The sequence below is a fragment of the Priestia sp. 53B2 genome (assembly GCF_056099005.1).
In genome coordinates, this window is the sequence record NZ_JBLZXA010000020.1 from 369,352 (window position 1) to 382,970 (window position 13,619).

Consider the following 13,619-nt stretch of genomic DNA (forward strand, 5'->3'; position numbering starts at 1 on the left):
TTAAGAAATTTTTAATTACGTAATATTTCCGTGTGTTAATTGTAGGAGTGATGTATAAAATATTCCTGTTGTTATGGTAAAAAAAGGTATCGATGGGATTTTTCTAGGTAAATGAACTTTAGACCTATTTTGTAAATTTTAAATAAAACGATGAGTTTTTAATTCTGTAAATAGACAATCGGAATTGTAAGAATATATAACATTTGAGCTATTGACCACTAATGAGCGCAGATGATAGTTTTAGAGCTGTTGAAATTGGTACTCGAGTCCATTTTTCAAAGCAGGTGTTTTAGCAGCATGCTAGCGCTGTTAATTGATTAGCTCCCATACATATATAAAGGGAGTGAAACTATGAAATCGTATATCTATCATTATGAATCAAAAGCATTCATAACGTATCCAACAGGAGAAGTTTGGAAGGAGAAGAATGAAACATGATCTTAATTATCCTATGCTGCCTATTTTTAGTAGGGTATGGCGTTTGGGAGTATCGCAGACATTTACGCAAGCTGCATTCAATTCCTGTACGAGTGAATGTTAATGGTATTCGCGGAAAATCCACCGTTACACGATTGATTACAGGTATTGTAAAAGAAGCAGGTTACAAAACAGTAGGGAAAACGACAGGAACACAAGCGCGTATGATCTACTGGCATACAAGTGAAGAAGAACCAATTATTCGTCGTAAAGAAGGTCCGAACATTGGAGAACAGCGACGAGTCGTAAATGAAGTTGCTGATATTGGCGCGGAAGCTCTTATTTGTGAATGTATGGCGGTACAGCCTGATTATCAAATCACATTTCAAAATCAGCTGATTCAAGCTAAAGTAGGCGTTATTGTAAACGTTCTAGAAGACCACATGGATGTAATGGGTCCAACTCTAGATGAAGTTGCTCAAGCGTTCACTGCTACTATTCCTTATGACGGCCACCTTGTCACAATTGAAGGTCCATATTTGGAATACTATAAAAAAATAGCCGAAGAGCGTAACACGAAGGTTATTGTAGCTGATAATGATAAAGTATCTGAAGCGTATTTACGTAAATTTGATTATATGGTTTTTCCTGATAATGCTTCCATCGGTTTAGCAGTAGCAGAAGCACTTGGTATCGATGCTGAAACAGCGATGAGAGGAATGTTAAACGCTCAGCCTGACCCAGGAGCTATGAGAATTACAACGTTTGGTGATGAAAAGAATCCAGCCTTTTTAGTAAATGGATTTGCTGCCAACGACGCTTCTTCTACGCTTCGTATTTGGGAACGTGTAGATTCAATGAACTATAGCGAAAAGCTTCCTATTGTCATTATGAACTGCCGTCCGGATCGTGTAGATCGCACGGAGCAATTTGCTGAAGATGTAATGCCATACATTGAAGCGGATGTAATGATTGCAATTGGTCAGACGACCTCACCAATCGCTGCTGCATATCAAAGAGGCGAATTGCCAACAAAAGAATTCTGGGATATGGAAGGCGCTTCTACAGAAGAAATTTTAGAGCGCATGAAGCCTTATTTAAAAGATCGTATTGTATACGGTGTCGGGAATATCCACGGTTCAGCCGAGCCGCTTGTTGAAGCTATTATTGAAATGAAAAAGATGAGAAAAGCAGTTTAATCTAGGAGGCCATTTCATGTTCGGATCAGATTTATATATCGCCCTTGTGTTAGGGGTTACACTAAGCTTAATTTTTACAGAAAAAACAGGCGTGCTGCCAGCCGGTCTTATCGTACCAGGTTACTTAGCTCTTGTATTTGATCAGCCAATTACAATTTTAATGATTTTCTTAATTAGTATTTTAACGTACGTTATCGTCGTATACGGAATCTCAAAAGTGGTTATTTTATATGGACGTCGCAAATTTACAGCGATGTTAATTACGGGTATTGTGATTAAAGTTGCATTTGATTATTTCTTCCCGATCTTGCCGTTTGAAGTGTTTGAATTACGCGGAATTGGTATCATTGTACCGGGCTTAATTGCAAATACAATGCAAAAGCAAGGTCTTCCTTTAACAGTTGGAACAACGGTTTTATTAAGTGGTGTAACATTTGGAATTATGCAAGTTTATTATTTATTTTAATACACAAACAAACCGCAGCTGGTAAAGGAAGGTGAAAGCGTTGAAAGAGAAAAAATTAAACTTTCAAGAAAAAGTATTGATGTTTATAAAGAAAACAAAGCCTACAACTGGCAAGCAAGCTCTTATCCTAACGCCAATTTTAATCGTAATTTTAGCTCTTTCAGGATGGATGGAGCGTTCGGATGCTCTTGAAAACCCTGAGACGGCTAATCCAGAGGCCAATAATGATTTAACGATGACTATGGTCGGAGACATTATGATGGGTCGCCATGTAAGAGAAGTAACTGAACGCTATGGAGAAGATTTTGTATTCCGCAACGTAGAGCCGTTCTTTAAAAATTCGGATTACGTAAGCGGAAACTATGAAACACCGATTTTAACAAATGACGTAGATTCATATAAAGCAGTGGAAAAAGGTATTCATTTATATAGTAAGCCTGCTGATCTAGCGACTGTTAAAAATGCAGGTTTCGATGTATTAAACCTAGCAAACAATCACTCAATGGACTACAGTGCAAAAGGGTTAGAAGATACGATCTCTACCTTTGAAGCAAACAAATTAGATTTTGTGGGTGCTGGACGCAATTCTGAAGAAGCGAAACATATTTCGTATAAAGATGCTGACGGTATCCGCATTGCAACCGTAGGTTTTACGGACGTATATGTAGATGGAACGCAGGCTGGAAAAAACAATCCAGGTATTTTAAAAGCAGACCCGGATCTTATTTTCAGCACGATTCAGCAAGCGAAAGCAAATGCTGATTTAGTTGTAGTGAATGCCCACTGGGGTGAAGAATACGATGCACAGCCAAGTCCTCGTCAAGAAGGACTAGCAAAAGCGATGGTAGATGCTGGTGCGGACATTATCATTGGTCACCATCCGCACGTTCTACAGTCATATGACGTATATAAAGGTTCGGTTATTTTCTATAGCTTAGGAAACTTTATTTTTGACCAAGGGTGGTCAAGTACGAAAAATACAGCAATGGTTCAGTACCATTTAAACAAGCAGGGTCAAGCTAAAATTGATGTTATTCCAATGGTTATTAAAGCAGGTACACCAACTCCAACAGATAACCCTTGGCGCATGCAGCGTATTTATAACGATTTAAACAAGTTTTCTTCAAACCCTGAATTGTTAGAGAAAGAACGAAACAAGTTTGAATTAAACTTAGATCATTCTCGCATTATAAAACATGCAGAGGAGCGCAAAAAGAACGAAGCGCAAGCTAACTAATAACCGTCATACACAGAGGAGGTAAAAGATGATAAATAAACGTAATACGATTATTGTTTCCATTGTCATCTTTTCACTCATAGTAGGTGTATGTGTTTATCAATTTATGTTTCCAAAACAAGAATATGCAGTAAGTACTTCAGATCCTCGAGCCACAAAAGTAGGTATGGAAATTCTTAAACAAGGCGGTACAGCAGTTGATGCGGCTATTGCCATTTCCTATACGCTTGGTGTTGTGGAACCGTATGGATCAGGACTTGGGGGAGGCGGCGGAATGCTGATTGATCCAGCAGATGCCTCTCCAACATTTATTGACTACCGAGAAATTGCACCTAAGAATGATAAAGAAGATGAGATTGGCGTACCAGGATTCGTCGCTGGTATGGATTATATTCAGCATCACTACGGATCTCTGTCGATGAGCAAACTAATCGACCCGGCCATTAACTATGCCGAGAATGGGTACAAAGTGGACAAAGATTTGCACGATAGGCTGGTTTCATACAAAGGTAATGTGAATGAAGATGAAATTCCTAGCTTTTATCCAGATGAGGACGCCATTAACACAGGTGAAATCGTCAAACAGCATGAATTAGCGAACACGCTGCAAAAGATTAAGGAAGAAGGACCAAATGCTTTTTATAGAGGAGAAATTGCAGACGATATTACCGGAGAAACGAAAGTAAGTCACAAAGACTTGCGAAAGTATGAGCCTGTTGAGCGCAAACCTCTATCGACTAATTATAAAGGTCATCAAATTATTTCAGCACCTCCTCCTTTTGCTGGTGCTACGCTTATTCAAATGTTAAAAATGACGGATCAAGAAGATATTTGGACGCTGAAGGAATCGCATCCTAGTCTTTATTATCATTTTCTTGGTCAAATTTCAAAAGTAGCTTATCAAGACCGCTTGAAAAAAATTGCCGATCCGGCTTTTATAAAAGAAACACCAAATGATTGGATCGACGATCATTACGTGCATTTACTTCGTAATAAATTAAATAATACTGAAACAGATCATACCAAAGTAAGCGACGTCGAAGAACATGAAAGTACAACTCATTTTGTTGTCATGGACGGTGAAGGAACCGTTGTGTCAACAACGAATACGCTGAGTAATTTCTTCGGCAGCGGTGAATATGTAGATGGATTCTTTTTAAATAATACGCTCAATACGTTTGGAGAAGGAATTAATAAGCGTGAACCTGGTAAGCGGCCAAGAACATTTACCGCTCCTACCGTTATTCGTGAAGGTGACGAGTGGGTAATGTCCATTGGCACACCGGGAGGAAATCGCATTCCGCAAGTGTTAACGCAGGTAATTGGGGATTATTTTGAAGGTAAAGATTCCATTAAAAACGCAGTAGAAAACAAGCGTGTAATTTTTGATTCTCATAAGTTTTATTCAGAAGCTAAGCTGAAACAGTCGACTAAAGATGGTTTAAAAACGTACGGATATGACTTAAAAAACAATGATAACGCGATGTTTTACGGAGGCGTTCAAGCTCTTGTAAAAGACTTAAAGAAAAATAAAATTCAAGGTGACGCTGATCCGCGCCGCCACGGTTTATGGGAAAAAAGTACAGACTAACTTAATTGGAGGAATAGAAAATGATCGCAAAACGAATCGTAGGGATTGTAGGACCAATTGCTATTGTAGCAGGAGTAGTAGCAGGACTTGGAGCTTTAAAACATCCGGCTACTCTTTCAACGGATGAACAGCAAAAAATTGAAAATAACGTAAAAATGATTGAACAAACAAAATCTGCCGCTACAGATGCAGTAGATGATGCTGCAGCAGCTGCTGGAAAATAAAACTTATATAGTAATAAAAAGACATCGTCTTAGACGATGTCTTTTTTGTGTTCAATGTAATGTGTGGATAAAAATGAAAGCGCTTCACAAAATATACATATGAGTAAAAATGGAGGAGAATATGTGAATAAAAAATTACTGCTATTTAATATTGTTGCTTTTTTATTATTAATTTGCGTTATAGCCGCTTTTTTTATGACTCAATCGAGTACAGACCTTAGTCCTGAAAAGCTGCTTAAAAAAAATAATGATCATTCTTATGGTGTGAGTTCTTCTAATTCTCTGGCAGCAAATGTAGGGATGGACGTATTAAGAGAAGGCGGGAATGCAGTAGATGCGGCCATTGCTATTTCGTATGCCCTCAACGTAGTTGAACCTTTTGGATCTGGAATTGGCGGAGGTGGAGGTATGCTGATTGCCAAAAAAGATCAGCCTGCTACCTTTATCGATTACCGGGAAACCGCTCCAACTTCTATGAGCGGTAAAAACGGCGTGCCGGGATTTGTCGCTGGTATGGAATATATTCAGCAGAAGTATGGTACAAAATCAATGAGTGATTTGATTCAGCCAGCTGTTGAATACGCTGAAAAAGGGTTTGAAGTAGACTCTCTTTTATCTTCTCGATTGTATTACTCCAGAGGAAGGATGGATGTAGACGATCTATCCGCTTTTTATCCGAAGGGAGAAGCAATCGAAGAAGGAGAAACCCTGTCGCAGCCCGTGTTAGCTAAAACACTAATCAAGATTCAGCGAGAAGGTGCGTCTGCATTTTATAAAGGAGATGTGGCACAAGATCTTGCTGATGCAACGCCTATTTCTAAAAAAGACTTATCTTCCTATCAAGTGACAGAAACCAAGCCTGTCGTTTCTGCTTACAATGGAACGGAAGTGATTTCAGCGCCTCCGCCTTTTTCCGGAATTACACTGATTCAAATGTTAAAAATGGCAGAGAAAGAAAATCTTGAAACAATGCCTGACAAAGAATATTACGAAACGATGAACAGAATTAAAAAAGCAGCTTACTCCGACCGGTTAAAACAAATCGGCGATCCAGACTTTCATAATCAAAACTCAAGCGAATTAGTTAGTGATGATTATATAATAAACTTGGTCAATCACCCGACACGTTCTTCAGGTGAAGGCGATGAAGAACATGAAAGTACAACACATTTTGTGGTTATTGATTCAGAAGGAACCGTCATATCTACAACCAATACATTGAGTAACTTCTTTGGTACAGGCGAACAAGTTGACGGCTTTTTTCTTAATAACAATGCAGATACCTTTGGAAGCAAAGAACCGAATAATCGCGAGCCAGGAAAAAGAGCAAGAACTTTTACGGCTCCAACTATTATAAGAGAAAAAGGCGAGTGGGCAATGGGAATAGGTTCTCCGGGCGGAACGCGGATTCCTCAAATTTTAACTCAAGTTCTTTCTAAAAATATTGAAGGAAATGAACCGCTTCAAGAAGCTGTAAATGAACCAAGATTTATTTTTGACGACTCGACCATTTATGTAGAGCCTGATTTAAATACAAAAAATATTCCTTCTGCGTTTCGAATAGAAACAAAGGAAAGTGACGTATTTTATGGCGGTATCCAAGCGTTAACAATTAATTTTCAAGATAAACAGATGGAAGGAGCAGGAGATCCTAGAAGAAATGGGGTTTGGAAAACAGGAGATTAACGAAGTAAAGGCCCCTTCTCATATGCTTAGGCATAATGAGAAGGCGTTTGAAAATATCGAATGGAATGAAAGTCTTTGTCGCTGGAATGAAAATGTACATAAATGGGTGAGCGGTCCAAGGCAGGATGAGCGTTAAAAAACGTGGCATCACCGTAGCGCAGGGCTTTTAGCAAGTAAGGCATTTCCTGTTTGAAAATAGCATACCGTATGGCTTGAATGGACTTTTCCGTCTGTTCATTTCCAATAAATACGTATACATACAGCGTATCGACACCGTCTTTGTGGAGCCATTCGGCAAAAAGCTCATTTCGCTGCTCGTTTAATTGATCAACAGCAAATTTTTCATCAATCCAAAGAAATAAATCGTCTGTTTGTTCAGAGTGAGTGAGCGTATAGCGGCGCCCGATAAAAGGAAAGGTAGGCGTGCTTCCTTGCCGGTATGTGACGCTAAATTGCTGAGGGTTAAAAGCAGACAAACGGCATCTTCCTTTCACGCTTTTAAGTAGTTTATGCATAAAAAAAAGAAATTTCACACATTCGTCAAGAATTTCAAGTTGTTTTTCTTACATGCATACTTATTAAAAAGTTGTTACACTGAAGAAAAGAAATAGTGGGTGATAAAAGATGGAGCCGCTGTATATTGTTTTATCGATTTTTTTAGCAGCGATGCTATCGTATGATATTGCTAAATTTGTTCGAGGGGACCGGCCAGATTGGAAAGAGGGTCTCGTGACGGGCCTTGTGTTCGTGGGCTTTTTAGCAGCCATGCAAATGGCTTTTCACATTGTATAGCGACGAAAGAGGCTGGGACAAACGTATTTTAGTTGAAGGAAGATCCGAACGATGAATCGTTCGGATCTTTTATGGTTATGTCTCAATCTTTTTTTTAAAGATATGCCGGATAAGTTTAGTTCGGCAATACTAAAAAGCTTGGATATCGAATAAGCTGTTGTATACTGCATTTTTGATAAAGGGGCTTTTTACTTGTATCGAAAAAAAACACTGCTTTTGAAGCGAAGTTTAGGAGTAGCTGTGTTTCTTTCTGTTATTGCGCTAGGAATTTGGATGTTTCAATTTACATTCTTTTCTCCGAGTCATCAAGCCAAATCTGCCGTAAAAGAATTTTATACGCTGGAACAGGAAGGGAACTTTTCGGAGTCATGGAACCTTTTTCATCCATCCATGAAAAAGAAGTGGACAAAAGGTGCATACATACAAGATCGAGCACACGTATTTCTTAATCATTTTGGAGTAGACACGTTTACGTATTCCATTGAAGACGTTGAAAAAAGAAAGAGCTGGAAGATGGAAAATGATCGTCAGGCGTTTCCTGTTGTTTACGAAATGACCGTGATCCAAACGTATAAAGGGAAATATGGAAACTTTGATTTGGTGCAGAAAGTGTATGCTGTTCGTGAAAAAGGAGAATGGAAAGTCGTGTGGGATTATAAACAGTAGGTATTCCTACTGTTTTTTTACTCTTTGTATGCAATCAGCATATTTGCCATATGGGTGTAAGAGCCTCCGGCACGAAGTAAGCTGGCTACAAAGATTGATTCACCTAGTTCTTCCAACGTAGCACCTTTTTCTTTTGCTCCTTTTGTGTGGAGCTCAATACAATAAGGACATTCTGTTGTATGCCCTATTGCTACTGCTATTAACTCTTTTAGCTTTGGGCTTAAGACACCTTCAGTGAAAGCTGCTTTAAAAAACGTTTGAGCTCCATGAAAGGCGGAAGGGACGTGCTCCTGTAAATACGATAATTTTTCTAAATTTGTACGTGGATACAAAGTAGCGGCCTGGCTATTTTCAAAAGCTTGCTTGGCATGTGTGCTGTGCGTATAGGCGCCTCCTGCTTCAATGGCCATTGTCACCATCACTGCTTCAACGAGTTCTTGTTTTGTAGCACCTTGTTTTTTTGCATGTTTTGTATGAGTATCGATGCAGTAAGGACATTCTGTAGCATGTGCTACGCCTACGGCAATTAATTCTTTTTCCTTTATAGAAAGTGCACCGTCTTTCATCACTGCTTTTGTAAATTCAATAAACGCTTCCATTTGCAAAGGAGCCAAGGTTTTAAGTTGGGACAATTTTTCTGTTTTTTTTTTTATACATCATGATCACCTCAGTTGTTAATATGCCTCTTTTTTAACAGAAAAAACGTTATGTTTTTTTACGAGTGGGTAAAATGAAAGAAGGAGGCGAACGCAGATGAAATTTAAAACGATTTTGTTTGATGCATATGGAACACTGTTTGATGTACATACCGTTATTGAAACGTGTGATAAGCTGTATCCGGAACGAGGAGAAAGTATTAGCCATTTATGGCGTTTGAAGCAAATCGAATATGCAATGCAATATCAGTTGATGGGACGATACGTTGACTTTTATACATTAACAAATCAATCCCTGAAATATGCAGCAGAAGCAAATGATATTGATTTAACGGAACATGAAGAAAAAATGCTGATGAGTGCTTACATGAAGCTGAATGTCTACGATGAGGTCAAAGAGGTGCTCGCCTATTTGAAAGAAAAAGGATATCGTCTGGCTATTTTTACGAATGGTCCTAAGCACATGATTGATCCGCTTGTTTCTTATCACAACATGAATCATTTATTTGAAGACGTTATTTCCGTAGACGAAATCAAACAGTACAAGCCTACGATGGCAAGCTATCACTATGCAAAAAATAAAATGAACGCAAAAAGAGAAGAAGTATTATTTTTGTCATCGAATACATGGGATATTGCCGGTGCTAAAAACTACGGATTCGCAACGGCTTGGGTCAACCGAAAAGGAAATGTAGCTGAACATAAAGAATTGCAGCCAAACGTAATCATTAAAAGCTTAAATCAGCTTATTAAATAAAAAAAGAACGAGCATTAAGCTCGTCCTTTTTTATTTATTGCTAAATGTATCTTTTGTTTCGCCTACTGCTTTTTGAGCATTTCCTTTTGTTTTCTCAGCTTTTCCTTCACGCTGAAGGTCGCGGTTATTCGTTGCATTTCCCACTTGATCTTTTACTTCACCTTTAGCTTTTGATACATTTCCTTTAATTTTATCTCCTAAACCTTTACTCATTTTAACCTTCCTTTCTATTAGTGATTAAGTAGTGTTACTTGTCTGTTCCACCATTAGAAAGAAATTAAACATGCTTTCTGATTTTGACCTAGACAGAAGCTAAGCGTACGATATTCAAAAGTAATGTTTAGGCACTATCATTATTATTGTTCGGAGGTTTTAAGCTCCCAATCATCATAAATCTGAGATTCATAAGGCCATGATAATAAGCTTAAAGATTCCACTGCTTTTAGAACAAGAGGCGAAGCATTATCGATGTTGAGTTCCTGCGGTGCAATCCACAATGCTTCCAAAGAATCCTGTCCTTCAAACTGTACGGGGTGGGAAAGAAGCTTACCGCCGGCAATGTCTACGTAATAAAAAACAGCAATGTGATGCACGTGAGTAAACTCTTTCCACTTACAAGGATACTGAAAATCTGTTGTACCCGCTTGAGAAACAATGTTAATCTCAAAGCCTGTTTCTTCCACAAATTCTCTTTTCATCGCTTCCATTAATGTTTCACCGTGCTCTAGCTGTCCGCCTGGCAAATCAAAACGATGAATATACGGACCTCTATTTTTTCGAATAACAAGCAGCTTGTTATCTCGCATACAAATTCCATATACGCCAAAGGCGCGATCATAGTTTGGTTCCATCTTTTTTTCACTACTTTCTATAACAGAATGGCTTGATAAAGCATCATTTGATTTCTTTATCCTACCATACATTTTGCTATAGAACCTTTTTTAATGAGATGCTTTTACAGTAAGCGTGCGGGAAACGGCACTTTCGTTATGCAAACGGTCAACAGAGGTTACAACATATGTGTATGTTTGATTTTTGAGTGCATTTTGATCTACAAACAATTGTTTTTCTCCTGTTTTTCGAACGGTTGTCAGCAAGCTTTCTGCGTTGTTAATGTCGCCTTTTTTATTGCTTTGAAAGCGATAAATGGCATAATAAGCAGAATCATTCTGCTGGTAATCTCGAATTTCAAATGCTGCTTCTTTTATATGAGGGCCCGCATTTTTTAATTTTGGTGCTTTTGGGGCCGTGTTATCAAGCCAAGGCATTGCTGGAATAAGCGCAGGGTGTTTATAAATATCGTTTTGCAGCTTGTCTTTTATTCCTAGCGGGTTTCGGTTCAAATCTTTCAGGCTAAAATGCATGCTCCCTTGTACTTCTGGAAACTGGTGATTCAGAGCAATTTGCCTTGGATACTCATCGGGATCAGACCAAGCTTCCACCGCGTTGTTATTAATTTTGTAAGCAGCTTGTCCAATATAAAGGTGGACTGGTTTTCCGCGCACTTCATCTCTCCACCAGTTGAGCAGCGTATCGTAAGCAGCGGGTTCAAATCCGATATTCCAATAAATTTGCGGAGTGATGTAATCAATGTATCCATTTTGAATCCACGTACGCGTATCGGCATACAAATCATCGTAGTTTGTTTGTCCGGCAGTCGTCTCAGAGCCGGTTGGATCATTAGCGATGTTTCGCCATACGCCGAACGGACTGATGCCAAACTTCACGTATGATTTTGTTTTTTTAATAGACTTATTTAAATCTCGAACAAGCTGATTAACATTGTCACGCCGCCAGTCTTCAATATTGGAAAACGTTTGAGCACCGTAGGTTTCATATGTTTTTTGATCTGGGAACGTTTGACCTGCAATTTTGTAAGGATAAAAATAGTCGTCCATATGAACAGCATCAATATCATAGTTTCTTACGACTTCGAGCACTTCTTCAATAATAAAGTTTTTTACTTCTGGAATACCTGGGTTGTAGTAGAGTTGTTTTCCGTAGGAGACGACCCAATCAGGATGTTGTTTGGCAGGGTGATTATCGGCTAGTTTGTTTAAATCAGTATGATTCATTGTAATGCGGTAAGGGTTGAACCATGCGTGGAATTCTAAGTTGCGCTTGTGTGCTTCGTCTACCATAAAGGCCAGAGGATCATAGCCGGGATCTTTTCCTTGTGTACCGGTTAAATATTCTGACCACGGACCATATTTTGACGGATAAAAGGAATCAGCGGTAGGTTTAATCTGAACAACAACAGCATTCATCCCCATTTTTTTGACTTCATCTAGCAAATAGGTAAACTCTTTTTTCTGCTGTTCAACGGGAAGACCAGGCTGAGAAGGCCAGTCAATGTTGTATACGCTTGCAATCCAAGCGGCTCGGAGCTCCCGCTTTTGATACGTAGTAGGTACGTCTGCTTTAGCAGGCAATGTGCTCGAACAAAACAGCAGCAAAAACAAGATGCCTCCAACCCATTTTTTAATATGCATGTTCGTTCCTCCTTCTTTTTTGGTTGAGATAAAATTTCTTTCATAATATAGCATGCGGTCGTTATATTCACAATAGATTTTAATGAAATATTCTGAAAAATAAAATAAAGTTTTAAAAACATCATAAAAATATTGAAATTAAACTTCAGAAAAAATATAATAATGGTAATTTAAAGAATATTTTAGAAATACGTTACTTAACGATGGAGGAATTCATGCGCCAATTTTCCGTACTTACTTTAATCGATGCACAAATGAATCATTACAGTCCTGCTGAAGGAAGAGTAGCTGATTACGTGCTAGAAAATCCCACGATCACGTTGAACTTAACGACCAAACAGCTAGCTAAGCAGTGTCAGTGCAGCGAAGCTACGATTATTCGCTTTTGCCAGCGTGTAGGCATTAATAGTTTTAAAGAATTAAAGATTGAATTAGCCAAAGATGCTCATAAGGTGAATACCGAACAGCTGCCGAATCTTTCAGTTAATTTTGAAGATGAGACCGGTGCTGTGCTTGAAAAAGTCATAAGCAAAAGTATGAGCGCACTGATGAATACAAGTCGATTAGTGAGCATTTCTGCAATTGATGCAGCTGCGGAAGCTATTCATGGAGCGAAACGAGTGTTTTTATACGGAGCAGGAGGATCATCTGTAGTTGCACTAGATGCTCAGTATAAACTGCTTCGAATTGATATTTCGGCTCTGTTTTCATTAGATAGTCATGTTCAAATGGTGATGGCTACGAATATGACAAAAGATGATGTGCTGTTTGTGGTATCCACTTCCGGTCAAACAAAAGAAGTGATAGAGCTGATGCAAATAGCCAAAGACAAAGGAGCAGCCGTCATTTTGCTAACGCAGCACGGATCATCGCCAGCTTCTAGATTAGCTGATATTCTGCTGACTATTTCGGTAGAAGAACAGCATATTCGAATTGGAACGATGAGCGCTCGTATTGCTCAATTAGCCATTGTAGATGCGATGTTTATACGGTTATGTATTCAAAAAGGCAATCAGGTGTTTGAACGCATAATCGATACACATAATGTAATTCAAAAAATAAAGAGGTAGGGGGAAACGAAAAAATGAAGGTATTGTTTGTATGTTCCGGAGGAATGTCAAGTGCGATTGTGGTAAAAGCATTAAAAATGGAAGCACAAAAGCACGGAACGGATATGGAAGTGCTGGCAATTGGAACGAATGAAGTGGCAGAGGAAATTCAAAAGGGCTGGGACGTTGTAATGGTTGCACCGCAGATTCGTCACCGGTTTAACGCAGTGAAAGCGGAAGCAGATAAAGCTTCTGTTCCATGCGGGCCCATTCCGCCGCAGGCTTATACGCCGCTTGGAGGTCCGACGCTTTTTAAAACGGTTCAACAGCTCGTTAGCTGAGAAAAGCAGGTGTATTCCTGCTTTTTAAATAGATAAGGGGTTTTAT

The 13,619-nt window shown here is 38.9% G+C and carries 16 protein-coding genes; 11 read left to right on the forward strand and 5 right to left on the reverse strand.

Going from position 1 to position 13,619, the window contains the following annotated elements; genetic code table 11:
• The first annotated feature begins 434 nt into the window (after positions 1-434).
• The 6 genes from pgsB (at position 435) to ACN6NE_RS16060 (ending at position 6,820) form a co-directional block, all read left to right on the forward strand.
• The gene (gene pgsB / locus ACN6NE_RS16035) at positions 435-1,616 is read left to right on the forward strand and encodes a poly-gamma-glutamate synthase PgsB (protein ID WP_474325921.1); all 1,182 of its coding nucleotides are present in this window, start codon (positions 435-437) and stop codon (positions 1,614-1,616) included.
• Positions 1,617-1,632: 16 nt separating this feature from the next.
• Positions 1,633-2,082, forward strand: a complete 450-nt coding sequence (gene pgsC / locus ACN6NE_RS16040; protein ID WP_013055707.1) for a poly-gamma-glutamate biosynthesis protein PgsC — start codon at positions 1,633-1,635, stop codon at positions 2,080-2,082.
• Between the two features lie 40 nt (positions 2,083-2,122).
• Positions 2,123-3,319 (forward strand): CapA family protein, encoded by a 1,197-nt coding sequence (locus ACN6NE_RS16045; RefSeq protein WP_129706624.1) that lies wholly within the window; start codon positions 2,123-2,125, stop codon positions 3,317-3,319.
• Between the two features lie 28 nt (positions 3,320-3,347).
• A complete protein-coding gene (locus ACN6NE_RS16050) occupies positions 3,348-4,910 on the forward strand; it encodes a gamma-glutamyltransferase family protein (RefSeq protein ID WP_129706626.1) in 1,563 nt (520 codons plus the stop codon).
• Between the two features lie 20 nt (positions 4,911-4,930).
• Entirely contained in the window at positions 4,931-5,134 is a 204-nt protein-coding gene (locus tag ACN6NE_RS16055; RefSeq protein ID WP_129706628.1) for a CapE family protein, read from the forward strand.
• Positions 5,135-5,257: 123 nt separating this feature from the next.
• Positions 5,258-6,820 carry a gamma-glutamyltransferase family protein gene (locus ACN6NE_RS16060; RefSeq protein WP_474325924.1) on the forward strand — a complete coding sequence of 521 codons (1,563 nt, stop codon included), beginning with the start codon at positions 5,258-5,260 and terminating at the stop codon, positions 6,818-6,820.
• 26 nt (positions 6,821-6,846) lie between these two features.
• Here ACN6NE_RS16060 and ACN6NE_RS16065 read toward each other — a convergent pair whose 3' ends face one another.
• Positions 6,847-7,296: a staygreen family protein gene (locus ACN6NE_RS16065; RefSeq protein ID WP_413919755.1), complete on the reverse strand. Its 450-nt coding sequence runs from the start codon at positions 7,294-7,296 to the stop codon at positions 6,847-6,849.
• Between the two features lie 148 nt (positions 7,297-7,444).
• Between ACN6NE_RS16065 and ACN6NE_RS16070 the strand changes: the two genes are divergently transcribed.
• Positions 7,445-7,612, forward strand: a complete 168-nt coding sequence (locus tag ACN6NE_RS16070) for a hypothetical protein (protein ID WP_013055713.1) — start codon at positions 7,445-7,447, stop codon at positions 7,610-7,612.
• A 192-nt stretch (positions 7,613-7,804) separates the two neighbouring features.
• The gene (locus ACN6NE_RS16075; protein WP_474325926.1) at positions 7,805-8,278 is read left to right on the forward strand and encodes a hypothetical protein; all 474 of its coding nucleotides are present in this window, start codon (positions 7,805-7,807) and stop codon (positions 8,276-8,278) included.
• A 17-nt stretch (positions 8,279-8,295) separates the two neighbouring features.
• Here the strand turns inward: ACN6NE_RS16075 and ACN6NE_RS16080 are convergent, their stop codons facing one another.
• Entirely contained in the window at positions 8,296-8,910 is a 615-nt protein-coding gene (locus ACN6NE_RS16080) for a carboxymuconolactone decarboxylase family protein (RefSeq protein ID WP_474325928.1), read from the reverse strand.
• Positions 8,911-9,031: 121 nt separating this feature from the next.
• On the opposite strand from ACN6NE_RS16080, the gene ACN6NE_RS16085 reads away from it, so the two are divergent.
• Positions 9,032-9,691 carry a haloacid dehalogenase type II gene (locus ACN6NE_RS16085; RefSeq protein WP_013082018.1) on the forward strand — a complete coding sequence of 220 codons (660 nt, stop codon included), beginning with the start codon at positions 9,032-9,034 and terminating at the stop codon, positions 9,689-9,691.
• Positions 9,692-9,721: 30 nt separating this feature from the next.
• Here the strand turns inward: ACN6NE_RS16085 and ACN6NE_RS16090 are convergent, their stop codons facing one another.
• The 3 genes from ACN6NE_RS16090 to ACN6NE_RS16100 form a co-directional block, all read right to left on the reverse strand.
• A complete protein-coding gene (locus tag ACN6NE_RS16090) occupies positions 9,722-9,904 on the reverse strand; it encodes a CsbD family protein (protein ID WP_013055716.1) in 183 nt (60 codons plus the stop codon).
• Between the two features lie 143 nt (positions 9,905-10,047).
• Complete coding sequence (locus tag ACN6NE_RS16095; RefSeq protein ID WP_129706638.1) at positions 10,048-10,542, reverse strand: NUDIX hydrolase; 495 nt, start codon at positions 10,540-10,542, stop codon at positions 10,048-10,050.
• 90 nt (positions 10,543-10,632) lie between these two features.
• Complete coding sequence (locus tag ACN6NE_RS16100) at positions 10,633-12,183, reverse strand: glycoside hydrolase family 10-like protein (protein ID WP_474325930.1); 1,551 nt, start codon at positions 12,181-12,183, stop codon at positions 10,633-10,635.
• 215 nt (positions 12,184-12,398) lie between these two features.
• Here ACN6NE_RS16100 and ACN6NE_RS16105 point away from each other — a divergent pair, with 215 nt between their 5' ends.
• Together ACN6NE_RS16105 and ACN6NE_RS16110 are read left to right on the forward strand one after the other, a co-directional pair.
• Positions 12,399-13,253, forward strand: coding sequence for a MurR/RpiR family transcriptional regulator (locus tag ACN6NE_RS16105; RefSeq protein WP_129706642.1), 855 nt, complete (start codon positions 12,399-12,401; stop codon positions 13,251-13,253).
• 14 nt (positions 13,254-13,267) lie between these two features.
• Entirely contained in the window at positions 13,268-13,573 is a 306-nt protein-coding gene (locus ACN6NE_RS16110) for a PTS sugar transporter subunit IIB (RefSeq protein WP_129706644.1), read from the forward strand.
• Positions 13,574-13,619 lie beyond the last annotated feature (46 nt).

Excerpts from the sequence above, each read along its gene's own strand:
- pgsB (WP_474325921.1), top strand. The coding sequence starts at position 435 with ATGATCTTAATTATCCTATGCTGCCTATTTTTAGTAGGGTATGGCGTT.
- pgsC (WP_013055707.1), top strand. The coding sequence starts at position 1,633 with ATGTTCGGATCAGATTTATATATCGCCCTTGTGTTAGGGGTTACACTA.
- ACN6NE_RS16050 (WP_129706626.1), top strand. The coding sequence starts at position 3,348 with ATGATAAATAAACGTAATACGATTATTGTTTCCATTGTCATCTTTTCA.
- ACN6NE_RS16055 (WP_129706628.1), top strand. The coding sequence starts at position 4,931 with ATGATCGCAAAACGAATCGTAGGGATTGTAGGACCAATTGCTATTGTA.
- ACN6NE_RS16070 (WP_013055713.1), top strand. The coding sequence starts at position 7,445 with ATGGAGCCGCTGTATATTGTTTTATCGATTTTTTTAGCAGCGATGCTA.
- ACN6NE_RS16085 (WP_013082018.1), top strand. The coding sequence starts at position 9,032 with ATGAAATTTAAAACGATTTTGTTTGATGCATATGGAACACTGTTTGAT.
- ACN6NE_RS16090 (WP_013055716.1), bottom strand. The coding sequence starts at position 9,904 with ATGAGTAAAGGTTTAGGAGATAAAATTAAAGGAAATGTATCAAAAGCT.
- ACN6NE_RS16095 (WP_129706638.1), bottom strand. The coding sequence starts at position 10,542 with ATGGAACCAAACTATGATCGCGCCTTTGGCGTATATGGAATTTGTATG.
- ACN6NE_RS16100 (WP_474325930.1), bottom strand. The coding sequence starts at position 12,183 with ATGCATATTAAAAAATGGGTTGGAGGCATCTTGTTTTTGCTGCTGTTT.
- ACN6NE_RS16105 (WP_129706642.1), top strand. The coding sequence starts at position 12,399 with ATGCGCCAATTTTCCGTACTTACTTTAATCGATGCACAAATGAATCAT.
- ACN6NE_RS16110 (WP_129706644.1), top strand. The coding sequence starts at position 13,268 with ATGAAGGTATTGTTTGTATGTTCCGGAGGAATGTCAAGTGCGATTGTG.